This window comes from Gordonia ajococcus (assembly GCF_012974285.1).
GTDB classification, from domain to species: Bacteria; Actinomycetota; Actinomycetes; order Mycobacteriales; family Mycobacteriaceae; genus Gordonia; species Gordonia amicalis.
In genome coordinates this window covers 1,634,065-1,648,863 of record NZ_CP052884.1, presented here as the reverse complement: position 1 = coordinate 1,648,863, position 14,799 = coordinate 1,634,065, and the positions used below count along the sequence as shown (strand labels likewise).

Sequence of the window (14,799 nt, the reverse complement as noted above, 5' to 3'; positions counted from 1 at the left end):
GCGCAGTGCCTCAACTGACCGAGGTCTCCTCTCGCTCTTCGACGCCCCTCGCCGCGTTCGGTCCCAGGACCGCGACGCTGCGAGGGGTTGTTCGTCGATAGACGGCCCACGCGATCACGGTCCCGCCGACGATGTAGATCTCGGCGGGGATGGCCCACACGTTGTTCGTCGCCGTGTTGTCGTGGATGTAGTACTGCGAGATGTGCCCGGCGAGGTCGCCGCCGTAGCTGATCGCCAGCGCCCACACCGCGGCGTCGAGCCATCCGCCGCGGTTGCGGATCCGGAACGTCAGCAGGCAGATCAACCCCACGGCGATGTCGTTCCACCCGAGCTCCCACTGGAACATCGACGGGATGAAGTCCGGTCCGATGTCCTTGGCGATCTCCGGGGCATTCGGTCCGACGTGCCCGAAGCCGGCGAAGACGCCGAACACTCCGCCGGGTACGAGGATCCACAGCAGCACGAGTTCTGCATTGCGGCCGATGGTGCGTCGACGCGCCGACCGGTCCGCCAGGATGTGCACCATCGCGCCGACGATCATCAACGCGAGCTGAATCAGAAAAAACACCATCCCCGATGGTCGGCACAGCTCTTGTCCGCGGATGCCCACTTGACATCTATTTCCTCCGCACAGACGACAACGAACCCCACACCGGCGCGGGTGTGGGGTTCGTTGTGAATCGGATGCGGGACCGCCGCGTCGGAACTAGTCCGAGTTGAAGTAGCTCAGCAGGCGCAGGATCTCGACGTACAGCCAGACCAGGGTGACGGTCAGGCCGAGGGCGACGCCCCATGCTGCGCGGTCGGGCGCGCCGGCGCGGATGAGACGGTCCGCCGAGTCGAAGTCGAGCAGGAAGCTGAACGCCGCCAACGCGATGCAGACCAGCGAAAAGATGATCGCGATCGGACCGCCGTCGCGCAGGACACCGGCCTCGCCGGTGAACAGGCCGATCACCAGGTTGCCGACCATCAGCACGAGCACACCGATCATGCCGGCGAACAGCATGCGGGTGAAGCGCGGCGTGACGCGGATGGCGCCGATCTTGTACACGAACAGCATGCCGAAGAACACGCCGAACGTACCGAGAACCGCCTGTCCGATCAGGGCTCCGGCAGAGATGTCGCCGCCGACGACCAGGTTCGCGAAGGCGAAGGAGATCGAACCGACGAACAGTCCCTCGAATGCCGCGTAGGCGAGCACGATGGCCGGGTTGTCCTGCTTACGGCCGAAGCTCGCGATCAGGACGAGGACGAGACCGCCGATCGCACCGACCATCATCAGCGGCAGCGCGAGGCTGACCTGAGCGGACTCGGTGGCCCGGCTGCTGATGCCGAAGTAGGTCGCGACCGCGACGACGGTCAGGACGCCCAGAGTGATCGCGGTCTTGGTGACCACGTCGTCGATGGTGAGCTGCCGGGTGGCGGGCGGCGCCTGGGTGTAAGGGTCAGCTGCCTGACCGTATTTGTTCATCGCGACGCCGGTGCCGGCCGTGCCGGCCCCGAACCCCGCGTATCCGGATTGATTGTCGCGGACCACGCCGCGCATCACCGGATTGCTGCTCTCTCGCACGAAGCGCTCCTTAATCGGTACGGATCTATACCGTCTCAACGTCGAGCCATTCCTGTGAGTTCCCTGACGGGACGACAAGAGTGACCGTGTCGAATCCGACTTTACCGGCCCTTGACCATCTTGTCGTTCATCACTGTCTCTCGTGCTGCCGAGGCCGCAGGGTCGCCAGCCATGTCCGCGCGGTCTCGGGGTCCCCGCAGTCGGTGTGAGCAGACATCACCGCACGTCCGAGGCACACTGCCTTGAGCATGGACTCGGCGCGCTGGAAATCGTCCCCCCAGCCCAGTCCGGGTTTGGACAGCATCAGCGATGCGATGCCGTGCGCGGCGGCCCACAGTTCGAGGACCACGTCGTTCACGTCGTCGCGGCCGAACAACCCCTCGTCGGCGAGTTCGGTAACCGTGTCCACGAACCGGGTGTAGGCGCTGGCGGCCAGCACCTGGTCGACCTTGGACGGATGCGCGGCGTCGGCTGGTTTCCCGAAGGCCACGCGATAGAGCACCGGGGTCGCGACGGCGAACCGGACGTAGGCGAGGCCGAGCTGCAGCGCCCGCTCCAGCGGATCGTCTATGCCTTCGGTCGCGGAGGCCAACTGATCGTCGAGGCGCTCGAAGTAGCGGGCGCACACGGCGTCGAGAAGGGCGTCTTTGTCGGCGAAGTGCAGGTAGATCGACGGTGGCGTGACGCCGACGCGAGTGGCGACCCCCCGGATAGACATGCCCGTGTCGTCACCGTGCTCGACCAGCAGCTCGCCCGCGGCCTCGATGATCTCCTCGGCGAGGATCTCACCTGCTCCGCGAGGTGATCTCGCCCGTCTGCGTGTCGTCACTGTTCTCCTGCGCTCGGTTCTTCTCCTGTATCCGGTGTGGTTGTGGCGGGTCGTCCTCGGACACTTCCTCGGACAGACCGAAGCGGTCGTGGAGCTTCCTCAGCGGTGCCGGCGCCCACCAGTTGGCGCGTCCGGCGAGGCGCATGAACGCGGGCACCAGGAACATCCTGACCAGGGTCGCGTCCATCAGCACCGCCAGGGCCAGCCCCACCCCAAACATACGCATGAATGACACTTCCGAGGCCGCGATCGCGGCGAACACGATGCTCATCAGCAGGGCCGCCGCGGTGATCACCCGACCGGTGCGCGCAAGGCCCAGTGCCACGGCATGATCGCTGGCCGCGCGGGTGCGATCGGACTTCAGCCATTCCTCGCGCACGCGTCCGAGCAGGAAGACCTCGTAATCCATCGAGAGACCGAACGCCACACAGAACAGCAGCACCGGCATGGTCGCGTTCAGCGTCCCGGTGGCCGTGGTGCCGAGGCCGCCGAGGTGCCCCTCCTGGAAGAACCACACCATCGCGCCGAAGGTCGCCGACAGCGACAGGATGTTCAGGACCAGCGCCTTCAGCGGGAGGACCACGCTGCCGGTGAAGAGGAACAGCAGGACGAACGTGGCGATCGCGATGAGCGCGAGCACCCAGGGCACGTGGGCGTAGATCGAGCCGACAGTGTCATCGGTGGTCGCCGCAAGCCCGGTGACGAGGATCTCGGTACCGTTCGGCGCGGGGACCGCGCGCAGGTCGTCGAGTTGCCCGATGCCGGCATCGCTGGTCGGGTCCCGGTCGGTCGACACGTTGAGGATGTGGACGTCGCCGCGACTGTCGTCGGGACTGCCGGGCGCGACCGCCTGACCCTCGACGAAGGTCCCGGCCGACGAGCCCGCCGAATTGACGTCGTCGACCTGCGACAGCGCCGATGTGTACGCGGCGAGTGACTGCTGCCCCACCGGCCCCTGTACGACGATGGTGACCGCCGAGGAGAGGTCGACCTCGTAGTCGTCGCGGATCTCCTGCTGGATGGCGTGCGAACTCGCGGACTCCGGCAGCACGCGGTCGTCGGGGAAGCCCATCTTGAGTGACAGGAACGGTGCGCCGAGGACCAACAGGAAGATGGTGACGACGGCTGCGACGGGGAGCGCATGGCGTAGGACCCACTGGACGAGGCGGTACCACCAGGTGTCCTCCGGTTCGCGAGGCTGCGACGGCTGCAGACGCAGCAGACGGCGCGCGGGTTTGCGGGCGTCGAGCGCATCGATCCGGTCGCCGAGGAGCATCAGCACGGCCGGGGTCACGATGAGCGCGGAGAGGGCCGCGACGGCCACGACGCCCAGCCCGGCGAAGGCGAACGAGCGCAGGAAGTATTGCGGGAACAGCACCAACGCACTCAGGGAGAGCGCAACCGTCACCGCCGAGAACGCCACGATGCGGCCCGCGGTGGCCAGGGTCCGGACGATCGCGTCGGGGCGGTCGCGTCCCCGCTCGACCTCCTCGCGGTAGCGCGTGAGCAGCAGCAACGTGTAATCGATCGCGAGCGCCAGACCCATTGCGGTGGTGAGGTTCAGCGCGAACACCGAGACGTCGGTGATCGAACCGATCACCCGCAGCAGCGCGAAGGTCAAGATGATCGAGACGATGCCGATGCCGACGGGAATCGCCGCGGCGATGAGCCCACCGAAGACGAAGATCAGCACGATGAAGGTGATGGGAATGGCGATCGCCTCGGCCATCAACAGGTCCGACGCGGTCTGTTCGTTGACCTGGGAGTACACGAGCGCCTGGCCGCCGACGCGGATCGAGATCCCGTCGCGCTCGCCGGTGAACGCCTCCTCGATCTCCGCCGCCCGGGCGGGAGCCAGATCCTCGCCGCCCTCGAGCGAGACGATGATCAGCGCCGACGTCCGGTCGCGGCTGACCAGCGCCGAGTCGAGCGCCGGGTCGGCCCAGACGGACAGGATCTGGTCCTGCACGTTCTCGTTCGCGTCGAGTTCACGGATGACGTTGTCCGCCACGCTTTTCGCGGTCGGATCACGCGAGATGTCGACACCGGCCGGACCGTCGAGCTTGAGGACGACCTGGATGCCCCCGCGATTGAACGTCTCGTCGAGTACCTTGTCGGCCTTTGCGGAGCCCGCGTTCGGATCGCTGTAACCGCCGGCCAGCAGATGCTCGGCGGCGGTCGCGCCGTACGCACCACACACCACGATGAGGATGAAGGCGCCGAGCAGCACCCTCTTCGGCATCGAGATGATCAGCCGTGTCAATCGAACCACCGTGCGCCCCCTCGCCTCGGTCGACTTTACGGCGTTAAGTTATCAGCAGTAACTTACCGGGTCAATGGATCAACCTGCGTGGATCACCGAGTGCGGGTCGTGAGCAGCCGCACGATTCATACCGACTCCACGACGCACCGTTCGGAGCTCCCGTTCGATGACCACCGATTCCGAACCGAGCAGTCCCGTGGCACGGATGATCTCCCGCAACCGGATCGCCGGACGCGCGACGTCCACCAGATGGTGAAGCGGTGAACGTCGCAAACCCATGCGGCGGGCCACCGGACGCTCCACCCACCGGGTGGAAATCGCGGAGAAAGACGACCGGAGAATGGGACCCGTGACCACGTCGAGCGCGGACACCAGCACCGCGGGCACCGGGATCGGCGCCGCGCCCTGCACGACGCCGGGGAGGTCATAGCCCTCGTGGAGCAACGCCTTGATGAGCACCTTCGACGAATCGTCCGGTTCGAGTTCGAACTCGGCGGCAACCCGGAACAGATCGGCCGCCTCGGCGTGACTGACCGGGAGCAGGTCGTCGTCGACGCCGACGACCCAGCCGATCCACCGCCACAGGTGTGATCGCCTCGCGTTCGGCGCTGCTGTAGTGGATGCCGAAGTCACGCGCGACCACCAGCGGCAGAGCCAGGAACCCGCACGAGATCGTCATCATCGAGTAGGTCTGGTTGATCGGCACTCCCCACGCATCTTCATCCCAGCCCGCGGCGTCCTCCCCGTCGACGCGATGGGGGTGGCGAAGGGTGTCCCGGATGTACGCGTGGAGGAGCCGAATGCGCAGTGTCGCAACCCAACCGGGATTTCCCGGCAACATCGCTCCGGGCGTGGTGGCCTCCGCGACCCAGCGCGCCGTGGACTGCACCCGATCGCGCGTCCCCAGCCCCGGGCGGCCCGTGGCGACCAAGGGCCGCACGAAACCCTGCGCCTTGTACCCGTAGATCAGCGACTGATAGAGCGTCGACGATTGCAGGGTGCCGAATCGCCACCACGCACGCGCCCCCGACGCCGCGATTGCCGCGTCGAACCACGTGGGCGGGGTGCTCGTCGCCCTGAGCAGTCGGCGCATCGACGCCGGCATCTCGATCCGGTCGGGATCATCAGGCGCGGCCGGATCCGCGTGGGACTCCAGGAGATCGACCAATGTCGAGAACGACATCCCGCGTTCGCGGGCCTCGACGACCACCGCGTCGGCGAGCGGGTCACCCTGGGAGAGGCCGACTTCCAGCCGTTCGACGAGTTCGGGATGCCGCGTCCGGACAGCCTCCCAGTTCCGAGCGCCGGTCACCGCTGTCGCGTCCATGTCTCCGATGATCACCCGCTGCGGTGGGCGGGTCAAGGAAGAGGCAGGTCAAGGAACCTGACTATGCTCACCGGGAAGCCCCCATAGCCCAATTGGCAGAGGCAGCCGACTTAAAATCGGCACAGTGTCGGTTCGAGTCCGACTGGGGGCACTCGTTTCACAGGCGTCGACGACGATTCGGCGGACTCAGCGTGAGGTGCGCAGGTTCTCCGGCAGCGCCCTGGCGATCAGGCGGGCCATGGCCTGATTTCCTTTGAGGTGCTGGTGAAATCCGAGGTAGACACTGGTCGGCACGAAGCCCTCGAACCACTTGTCACGCGAGCACGCATCATGTCCCACGACCTGGTTCTGGATGTCGACGAAGATGGCGCCGTGACGCTCGGACACCTTCTCCAGGATCGTGTTGTACCTGCCGATGAAACTGTTCCGGATGAACGATATGTCGGCGTCGCTCGCCGGGTTGGCCGGATAGCACCCGCGGTCGCCGAAGTACCCACCCTGACCGACCACTGCGATGGCAGCGTCGGGTGCCCGCCCACGGACAGCCTCGAGCGACGAGTTGATCGCGGCCTCGAGCGCCCGCAGCCCGTGGTTGACCCCGTTCACATAGAAGGGATTGGTGCGGCAGCGCGAGTCCATACCCTCGATCGGCGCGATGCACCAGCGCGAGAGGTTGCCCCAGTCGGCATCGTTGGCACCGATCGAGATCGTGATCAGGTCCGCGTCGGGACGCACCGCCTGGATCTGCGGCGGATGGACTCCATCCAAGCGCAGCTGCGGCACCGAGGTGATGTTCTCCCCTTTTGCGCCCGCACAGGCAACTGTGCGAAATGACGTCGCACCGATGGTCTTCGCGAGCAGGTTCGGGTAGGCAGTCTCCGAACGCGAGCACCCCTGGACCTGGGTGAGCGTGGTCGGGCTGGCCGCTCGCGAATCACCCAGGGCGATGTAGGTGAGTGTCTTGCGCGCCGCGTTCGGCGGCGCGGCAAGCGCCGGAGCGGCACCGAGCCCCACGACGACGGACACGGCAATCACAGCAGTCACGACACGGGTCACGAAGGTGCGTGCGGAGGACGGCCCGCGAGAGGATCGCATGGACCGCATTCAACCAGGAGGTCCCGCTCCCGGCTCGATGTCATCCGTTCCGACGACTCGACGACCGATACACGAATCGACCCACTTGCGCATACGCCATCCGCTCGCTCAACCGCGAACTCAGCCTGCGCGCACCGTTGAACACATGCGCATCCTTCCCGACCACCGCGCGGACCCGACCGTCGAGCGCCGCGTCGATGATCCGACGCGCGGCCTTCTCCGGAGCCATCGCGAAACCCTTCGCGACGGCCTCGGGGGTGCCGAGGGCCTGAGAGGTCTTGCGCACGAGATCGGTCCAGATGGTGCCCGGGATGACAGTGGTCACGGTGACCTTCGACTTCTTCCCCCGAAGATCCTGCGCGAGGCCGTACGCGAAGAGCGCGACCGCGGCCTTGCTGGCCCCGTAGAACGCGGCGCCCGGGAACGGCGCGAGCCCGGACAGACTCGACGTGATGAGGATCAGTCCACCTTCGGGGCGCTGTTCGAGGTCGGGCAGGAAGGCCCGGGTGAGCCACACGGTGCCGAAGTAGTTGACGCGCATGAGCAGATCGACGCGGTCGTCGCCGACTTCCGCGATCGGCTGTGTGTCCTGAGCGATCCCCGCGATGTTGAACAACCCGTCGACCTGACCGACTTCGGCGCGCACGATCCCCGGAAACCGTTGCACCGCTTCGCGATCGCCGATATCGAGCACATGGGAACGGAAGCGGGACAAGTCCACCGCGAGCCGCCCGGTCTCAGCGAGACCGACCTCGTTGATGTCCGCGCCGACCACCGTCGCACCTCGAGAGACGAGATCGAGTGCGACACAACGCCCGATACCGTTGCCCGCGCCTGTCACCACGAAGATCTTGCCGCCGACGTCCACGCACCCTCCTCGACCGAACCGCTGCGGGCACCCTAGCAAGCGCTAGGTCGGCCCGCCCCGTTCGGGACTCTTCGGCCGAATTGGTTCGTGTCGGCACCGTGGTGATGTACTCGTGGCATGTCCACCCAGGTCCTGGCCGCCGATTCCTCTGTCGCGCTCCTCACCCTCGGCATCTCGCTGTATTCGATCGCGATCCTGGTGTGCCTCGGCATCGCGATCAACGCGGCCCGTTTCGGGCGCCGACGCCTGGCGATCACCATGGGGTGGGTGGTCGGCGTACTGACGGTCGCCGGCGTGATCGTGGCGATCCTCAGCAGCGTGCACGGAGGTTAGCGCGCCGTGTGAGCCCCGCCACTCCGGACCCACCACTGAGACAACTCTTGCATTATGCACCCGCCTGCAAGTTTGTAGGTTCTTGCAACTACCGTAGAGGAGTGCACCCCTCCGGACTCCGCGAGGCCAAGAAGGCCGCCACGCGCAAGGCGCTCGCGCGCGCCGTGCTCCGCCTGTCGATCCGCGACGGCATCGAACACGTGACCATCGACGCGGTGGCCGCCGAGGCGAACGTCTCGGTCCGCACCTTCCACAACTACTTCGGCGGCAAAGAAGACGCGCTTCTCCACTTCGTCGACTCCCTGCTGGATTCGGTCATCGAACGGATCGAGGCCCGACCGGCCGGCGAGAGCTTCTGGTGTTCGGTCCGGACCGCGCTCATCGAGACCGCCACCTCACTCGACGTCGGCGAGCCGGCCGAGATCGTCGCGCTGCTGCGACTTCTCGACACTGACCCGGCACTCACCGCCCGAACGCGCGACATCGACCTCGATCAGACGTTCGAGGCCCGACTTGCCCAGCTCTACGATCGCCGCGGCCAGCGGGCCGACGCGATGTACCCACACCTGGTCGTCCACACGGCGATCACCACCGCGCGGGTGGCCCTCGAGTACTTCGTGGCACGCAGCGAGCGCGCCGCACATGCGTCCGGCGGATCCATGCCACCCGTCCTGTCCACCGTGCTCGAGTCCGCCTTCGACCAGATGTCGGCCGGTCTGGGGCGTCCCGTCCCGCTTCTGAACGACCTGGCCGACGCATCCCACAAGGAGCCCTGACGTGGCAACACATATGTACCGACTCGGACGCTGGACGTACGAGAACCGTCTCAAGACGATCGCGATCTGGGTTCTCGTCCTCATCGGACTCGGTGTCGGCGCATCGCTGCTGGCCAAACCCGCGTCGGAATCGTTCTCCATCCCGGGCATCCCCTCGGAGAAGGCGCAGGACCTCATGGTCGAGCGCTTCCCCGGCGAGCCGTCTTTCGGCACCGACGTCAGCGTCACCTACGTGGTTCGGGCGCCCCAGGGTTCGACGCTGACCGAACCGCGGTACCAGCGGGCCATCGACGACATGGTCGTCGACCTCAAGAAGGTCGAGGCGGTCGAGAGCCCCGACTCGATCGTCAATCCGTTCGTCTCGTACGGCACCGAACAGTCCCCGGGCCGACTCAGAGAACTGTCCCAGACCTTCCAGGAGCGGACCTTCGGCAAGAGTGCCGCCGACGCGGCGGCCGATGCGCAGGCGACCTCGCCCATCAACTCCTCGTCCACCGTCGCGCAATTCGGTACGTCCTTCGCCGTGGAGGCGTCGTCGGACATCACCGAGACGACCCGCGCGCAGATGGACGCCGTCGCCGAGGACGGACGAGCCGCGGGACTGACCGTCGAGATGAAGGGCACGGCCACCCAGCAGTTCGAGCTCGGCATCACCTCGGAGCTGATCGGCATCGGCTTCGGCGCGCTGATCCTGATCCTCACGTTCGCCTCCCTGGTCGCCTGGGGTATGCCGATCATCACCGCGATCGTCGGCGTCGCGATCGGCATGCTCGGCATCCAGCTGGGCACCCATTTCTTCGACCTCAGCAAGGAGACCCCGATCCTCGCGACGATGATCGGGCTGGCCGTCGGTATCGACTACGCGCTGTTCATCGTGTCCCGATACCGGCACGAGATCCATCGGTCGGCGAACCGCGCCGATGCGGCCGGCCGGGCTGTCGGCACCGCCGGATCGGCGGTCGTGTTCGCGGGCAGCACTGTCGTGATCGCATTGGCGGCGCTGGGGATCGTCAACATCCCGTTCCTCACCGCGATGGGTGTCGCAGCCGCGGCCACGGTGATCGTCGCGGTTCTGGTCGCCCTGACCTTGCTACCGGCCATTCTCGGCCTGTTCGGCGGCAGGACCTTCGGTGGGCGCCTCCCCCGGCTCAACGCACCCGACGTGGAACCGCACGAGACCGAACGCGTGCACAACGGTCAGCGCTGGGTCCAGCGGATCGTCGCCCATCCGCGTGCCGTCACCGCCGTGATCGTCGGCGTCCTCGTCGTACTCGCGGTCCCGATGACAGGTCTCAAGCTGGCACTGCCCAACGACGGGACGTCCGAGCCGTCGACGACGCAGCGGCAGGCGTACGACATGGTCGCCGAAGGCTACGGTCCGGGATTCAACGGGCCGCTCGTCGTCGTCGCCGACGGGCGCGGTATCGAGGACACCGGAGATCGCCTCCGCACCTTCGACACCCTCGTCGACGACTTCGCCCAGATCGAGGGTGTGGCAATCGCGCAGATCGGCGCGGGCGGGCTCAACGAGGCCCGCGACACCGCGAAGATCACCATCATTCCGTCGACCGCTCCGTCCGACGAGGCCACCCCGAAACTGGTCCAGACGCTGCGGGACATGGAACCGCGGGTCGCCGCGACCACCGGCATCTCCTATGGGGTGACCGGACAGACCGCGATCGAACTCGACATCTCCGAGCGGTTGTCCGACTCGCTGATCCCCTACCTGCTGGTGGTGGTCGGGCTGGCGTTCATCCTGCTGATCATCGTGTTCCGGTCGATCCTGGTGCCGCTCACCGCCGCGCTGGGCTTCCTGCTCAGTGTCGCGGCGACCTTCGGTGTCACCGTCGCACTGTTCACCGACGGCGCCCTGGGGATCGTCGGCAATCCGCAACCGGTGGTGTCGTTCCTGCCGATCATGTTGGTGGGCATCGTTTTCGGTCTCGCCATGGACTACCAGGTGTTCCTCGTGACGCGAATGCGGGAGGCCTACGTGCACGGCGCCGACGCCACGACCGCCGTCGTCGAGGGCTACCGGCACTCCGCACGTGTCGTGGCGGCGGCTGCGGCGATCATGATCTCGGTGTTCGCGGCGTTCATGTTGCAGGACATGGCCTTCATCAAGGTGATGGGCTTCGCGCTGGCCGCGGCCGTCTTCTTCGACGCCTTCGTCGTCCGCATGACGCTGATGCCTGCGGTGCTGACGGTGCTCGGCGACAAGGCGTGGTGGCTGCCGCGCTGGCTCGACCGCATCTTGCCCAACGTCGACATCGAGGGCGAGAACCTCAGGCTCGACGACTCCGGCCCCGCGACCCGCACCTCCCCCGAGGCCGAGGTCCGCGCCGGCCGGTGACCGCGACGGTCTCGTTCAGTCGACCTCGAACTCGCCCAGTTTCGACCACTCGTCGCCGCCGACGGTGGTGTTGATGATGTCCGGGGTCCGCTGCAGGTACTTGGGCAGCTCCTGCTGGGCCTGCTTGAAATGCGGAGAGGTCACGTGCGCCTCGGCCGCGTCGTCGTCGAATGCCTCGACCAGCACGTAGGTGTTCGGGTCGTCGAGCGAACGCGACCAGTCGAACCATTTGTTGCCCGGTTCGGCACGGGTCGCCTCGGTGAACTCACGTGACAGCTCGGGCCATTCGTCCGCGTACTCGGGCTTGATCGGCCATTTCACGACGATGAGGATCATGCCTCGACCCTAGTCCCCCGGCGGCGGCACGAGCGTCGCAAAATGCGACTGGGACCACTGTCCCAAAATGTCTCGGCGAGCGACCGCTTGCGGCTGGTGAGATTCACGAGACCTCGACCGCGTCAGGGCATAGAGTGTGAAACCACAACAAATGTCTTCACATCTTTGCTGCAACGGAGGCGACATGCCGGACATCACCAAGTTCTACATCGACGGCCAGTGGGTGGACCCCGTCGAACTCAACCTCATCGACGTGATCAACCCGGCCACCGAGAAGGCGGCGGGTCAGGTGGCCATCGGGACTGCCGCCGACGTCGACGCCGCGGTGGACGCCGCGCGCCGCGCCTTCGAGACCTGGGGCCAGACCACCGTCGAGGAGCGCCTCGAGGTCATCAACCGGATCATCGCCGAATACCAGAACCGCATGGGCGATCTGGCTGCCGCGGTCACCGAGGAGATGGGTTCGCCGGTCGGCCTCACCAACGCCGCCCAGGTGCCGATCGGCCTCGGCCACCTGATGACCGCCGCCGCGCAGCTGCCCGGTTTCTCGTTCAGCGAGGACCGCGGCGGGCACCGCATCGTCAAGGAGCCGATCGGCGTCTGCGGCTTCATCACGCCGTGGAACTGGCCGCTCAACCAGGTCATGTGCAAGGTCGCCCCGGCTCTGGCCACCGGCTGCACCATGGTTCTCAAGCCCTCCGAGGTGGCACCGTTCAGCGCCGCCATCGTGGCCGAGATCTTCGACGCCGCAGGCGTTCCCGCCGGCGTGTTCAACCTCGTCAACGGTGACGGACCCGGCGTCGGCGCGGCATTGGCCGCCCACCCCGACATCGACATGATCTCGTTCACCGGCTCCACCCGCGCCGGCATCGAGGTCGCCAAGACCGCCGCGCCGTCGGTCAAGCGCGTCGCCCAGGAACTCGGCGGCAAGAGCCCGAACATCATCCTCGACGACGAGGACTTCGCGAAGAACGTCGCAGGCGGCATCGCGGCGATGATGATGAACTCCGGCCAGTCGTGCAACGCGCCCAGCCGCATGCTCGTGCCGTCCTCGCGTCTCGACGAGGTCGCCGAGATCGCGAAGTCGGTCGAGCCGAACATCACCGTCGGCGATCCGACGACCGAGGTCCAGCTCGGCCCGGTGGTCTCCGAGGCACAGTTCGAGAAGATCCAGGGACTCATCGAACGCGCGATCGCCGACGGCGCCACCCCGGTCATCGGTGGTGCGGGTCGTCCGGAAGGTCTCGAGACCGGCTACTACGTCAAGCCGACGGTGTTCACCAACGTCACCAATGACATGGAGATCGCCCGCACCGAGGTGTTCGGTCCGGTGCTCGTCGTCATCGGCTACGACTCGATCGACGAGGCGATCAAGATCGGCAACGACACCGAGTACGGCCTCGCCGGTTATGTGTCCGGCAAGGACCTCGACGAGGTCCGCCGCATCGGTTCGCGCATCCGCGCGGGTTCGATCGGACTCAACGGCGCCACCGTCGACCCGGTCGCGCCGTTCGGCGGTTACAAGAAGAGCGGCAACGGTCGCGAATGGGGCGACTACGCCTTCGACGAGTTCCTCGAGGTCAAGTCGCTGCTCGGCTACGGCTCCTGACGCCGCACCGGGTCTGACACCCCTCTGACCGGCGGGCGCGTCCACTGCGGATGCGCCCGCCGGTTTCTCGCGCGTTCACCCCGGCCCCCTCCGCCGGCTGAGCCGGTACCGAGCGAAGCGAGGCACCGCGTCGAAGCCCCCACCTCAGGCAGACGACACCCGCTCGATCGGGTCGGTGGCACGGAGATCGTCGCGCTCGACGACCCACGACACCGCGGTTCCCGCGACGAGCCCCCAGAACGCCGACCCGATGTTCAGGACGGTCAGATCCGACACCGTGACCAGGAAGGTCACCAGCGCTCCCGTCGTGAATCGGGAGCTGAACGCTCCGCGGAACGCTCCCTGGAGGGCCCCGAGCAACGCCAGCCCGCCCACCGTCGCGATGAACGCCGAGGGCATCGCCTGCATGAGCATGACGAACACGGGCGCGAACACCCCGATCACGATCGCGAGAAGTCCGAAGGTCAGTGCGGCGATGTACTGCCGGTCCCGGCGGCCGCCCGACACCAGCAGCGCGTTGGTGGGGCCGGTCAGGCAGGACGAGATGGCGCCGACCGATGCCGCGAGTGCCGACCACACGCCGCTGGCGAGGGCGATCACGTTGACCGGCGGATGGTGTCCGGCCTCGCGCAGCACCGCGACACCCTGGCCGTTCTGCACGACGATCACGGTGATGGCCAGCGGCACAACCAGTTCCATCGCGGCACGAACGGTGAATTCCGGGGTGGTGAACACGGGCACGGCCACGATCGTCGACGCCGCGGCGTCGACGTGGAAGGACCCGGTCGCGACGACCGCGATCGCACCCACCACGAACGCCCCGATGATCGGTGGCACCCGCCGGCTCACCGTCCGGTGGCAGTGCAGAGCGAAGAAGGCGACGACGATCGGTACCGCGACCCGCGGGTCGGCGCCGACCGCCCCGACGATGTCCAGACCGAATTGCAGGAACACACCGGCGACCATGCCCATCACGATGGGCATCGGTATCAACGACATCGCCTGTCGCACAAGACCTGTCATACCGACGAGGATGATGAGCAGACCGGTCAGGAGAAATGCGCCGACCACCTCGGCCCAGGTCAGGTGTTGTACCGCCGCGCCGACCAGCACGGTGCCGGGGATCGTCCATGCGAATCCGAGCGGCATCCGGTAGATCCAGCTCGCGACCACCGTCAGGATTCCGTTGAGCACGAAGACACCGAAGATCCACGATGTCAGCTGCGCGGTCGTGAGGTCGCCTGCCGCGCCCGCTGCCAGGATCACCGCCACCGGACCGGACGCGGCGAAGATCAGCCCGATCAGTCCGTTCGCGAGGTAGGCCCCGCCCGCGTCGCGCAGTATCGACGACGGACCCGGCCGGGTACCGGGCGGCCGCTCGAAGCTGGGTGCGTACATGTGGGCGAGGCTAGTTGCGCATTCGGCAAGAACAAGGACACA

Annotated in this window: 12 protein-coding genes, 1 tRNA gene and 1 pseudogene; 5 read left to right on the top strand and 9 right to left on the bottom strand. The window is 66.9% G+C overall.

What is annotated here, in order from left to right; translation table 11 throughout:
* Window positions 1–10: 10 nt before the first annotated feature.
* The 5 genes and pseudogenes from GAA2_RS07560 to GAA2_RS07540 all read right to left on the bottom strand — a co-directional run bounded on the left by GAA2_RS07560 (window position 11) and on the right by GAA2_RS07540 (window position 5,989).
* Window positions 11–571 carry a DUF6790 family protein gene (locus GAA2_RS07560; protein ID WP_024497782.1) on the bottom strand — a complete coding sequence of 187 codons (561 nt, stop codon included), beginning with the start codon at window positions 569–571 and terminating at the stop codon, window positions 11–13.
* 135 nt (window positions 572–706) lie between these two features.
* The gene (locus GAA2_RS07555) at window positions 707–1,570 is read right to left on the bottom strand and encodes a Bax inhibitor-1/YccA family protein (RefSeq protein ID WP_006434374.1); all 864 of its coding nucleotides are present in this window, start codon (window positions 1,568–1,570) and stop codon (window positions 707–709) included.
* A 130-nt stretch (window positions 1,571–1,700) separates the two neighbouring features.
* Complete coding sequence (locus tag GAA2_RS07550; protein ID WP_182156258.1) at window positions 1,701–2,399, bottom strand: TetR/AcrR family transcriptional regulator; 699 nt, start codon at window positions 2,397–2,399, stop codon at window positions 1,701–1,703.
* Window positions 2,356–4,641, bottom strand: coding sequence for an MMPL family transporter (locus GAA2_RS07545; protein WP_248664851.1), 2,286 nt, complete (start codon window positions 4,639–4,641; stop codon window positions 2,356–2,358). The genes GAA2_RS07550 and GAA2_RS07545 overlap by 44 nt, the downstream gene beginning before the upstream one ends.
* Window positions 4,642–4,740: 99 nt before the next feature.
* Window positions 4,741–5,989 (bottom strand): annotated as a pseudogene (locus GAA2_RS07540) (oxygenase MpaB family protein).
* A 77-nt stretch (window positions 5,990–6,066) separates the two neighbouring features.
* Here GAA2_RS07540 and GAA2_RS07535 point away from each other — a divergent pair.
* Window positions 6,067–6,140 (top strand) — tRNA-Leu (locus GAA2_RS07535).
* Window positions 6,141–6,175: 35 nt separating this feature from the next.
* Here the strand turns inward: GAA2_RS07535 and GAA2_RS07530 are convergent.
* Window positions 6,176–7,033, bottom strand: a complete 858-nt coding sequence (locus tag GAA2_RS07530) for an SGNH/GDSL hydrolase family protein (protein WP_248664721.1) — start codon at window positions 7,031–7,033, stop codon at window positions 6,176–6,178.
* Window positions 7,034–7,124: 91 nt separating this feature from the next.
* Window positions 7,125–7,952, bottom strand: coding sequence for an SDR family NAD(P)-dependent oxidoreductase (locus GAA2_RS07525; RefSeq protein ID WP_006434368.1), 828 nt, complete (start codon window positions 7,950–7,952; stop codon window positions 7,125–7,127).
* Window positions 7,953–8,069: 117 nt separating this feature from the next.
* On the opposite strand from GAA2_RS07525, the gene GAA2_RS07520 reads away from it, so the two are divergent.
* The 3 genes from GAA2_RS07520 to GAA2_RS07510 all read left to right on the top strand — a co-directional run bounded on the left by GAA2_RS07520 (window position 8,070) and on the right by GAA2_RS07510 (window position 11,414).
* Window positions 8,070–8,285, top strand: coding sequence for a hypothetical protein (locus GAA2_RS07520; protein WP_006434367.1), 216 nt, complete (start codon window positions 8,070–8,072; stop codon window positions 8,283–8,285).
* A 101-nt stretch (window positions 8,286–8,386) separates the two neighbouring features.
* On the top strand, window positions 8,387–9,061 hold the full coding sequence (locus GAA2_RS07515; RefSeq protein ID WP_024497786.1) for a TetR/AcrR family transcriptional regulator: 675 nt from the start codon (window positions 8,387–8,389) through the stop codon (window positions 9,059–9,061).
* Between the two features lies 1 nt (window position 9,062).
* Entirely contained in the window at window positions 9,063–11,414 is a 2,352-nt protein-coding gene (locus GAA2_RS07510; RefSeq protein WP_006434365.1) for an MMPL family transporter, read from the top strand.
* 15 nt (window positions 11,415–11,429) lie between these two features.
* Here GAA2_RS07510 and GAA2_RS07505 read toward each other — a convergent pair whose 3' ends face one another.
* The gene (locus tag GAA2_RS07505) at window positions 11,430–11,750 is read right to left on the bottom strand and encodes a putative quinol monooxygenase (protein ID WP_006434364.1); all 321 of its coding nucleotides are present in this window, start codon (window positions 11,748–11,750) and stop codon (window positions 11,430–11,432) included.
* Window positions 11,751–11,934: 184 nt separating this feature from the next.
* Between GAA2_RS07505 and GAA2_RS07500 the strand changes: the two genes are divergently transcribed.
* Window positions 11,935–13,359 (top strand): aldehyde dehydrogenase family protein, encoded by a 1,425-nt coding sequence (locus tag GAA2_RS07500; RefSeq protein ID WP_191834862.1) that lies wholly within the window; start codon window positions 11,935–11,937, stop codon window positions 13,357–13,359.
* A 144-nt stretch (window positions 13,360–13,503) separates the two neighbouring features.
* Here the strand turns inward: GAA2_RS07500 and GAA2_RS07495 are convergent, their stop codons facing one another.
* A complete protein-coding gene (locus tag GAA2_RS07495; protein WP_191834861.1) occupies window positions 13,504–14,757 on the bottom strand; it encodes a benzoate/H(+) symporter BenE family transporter in 1,254 nt (417 codons plus the stop codon).
* Between the last annotated feature and the right edge of the window lie 42 nt (window positions 14,758–14,799).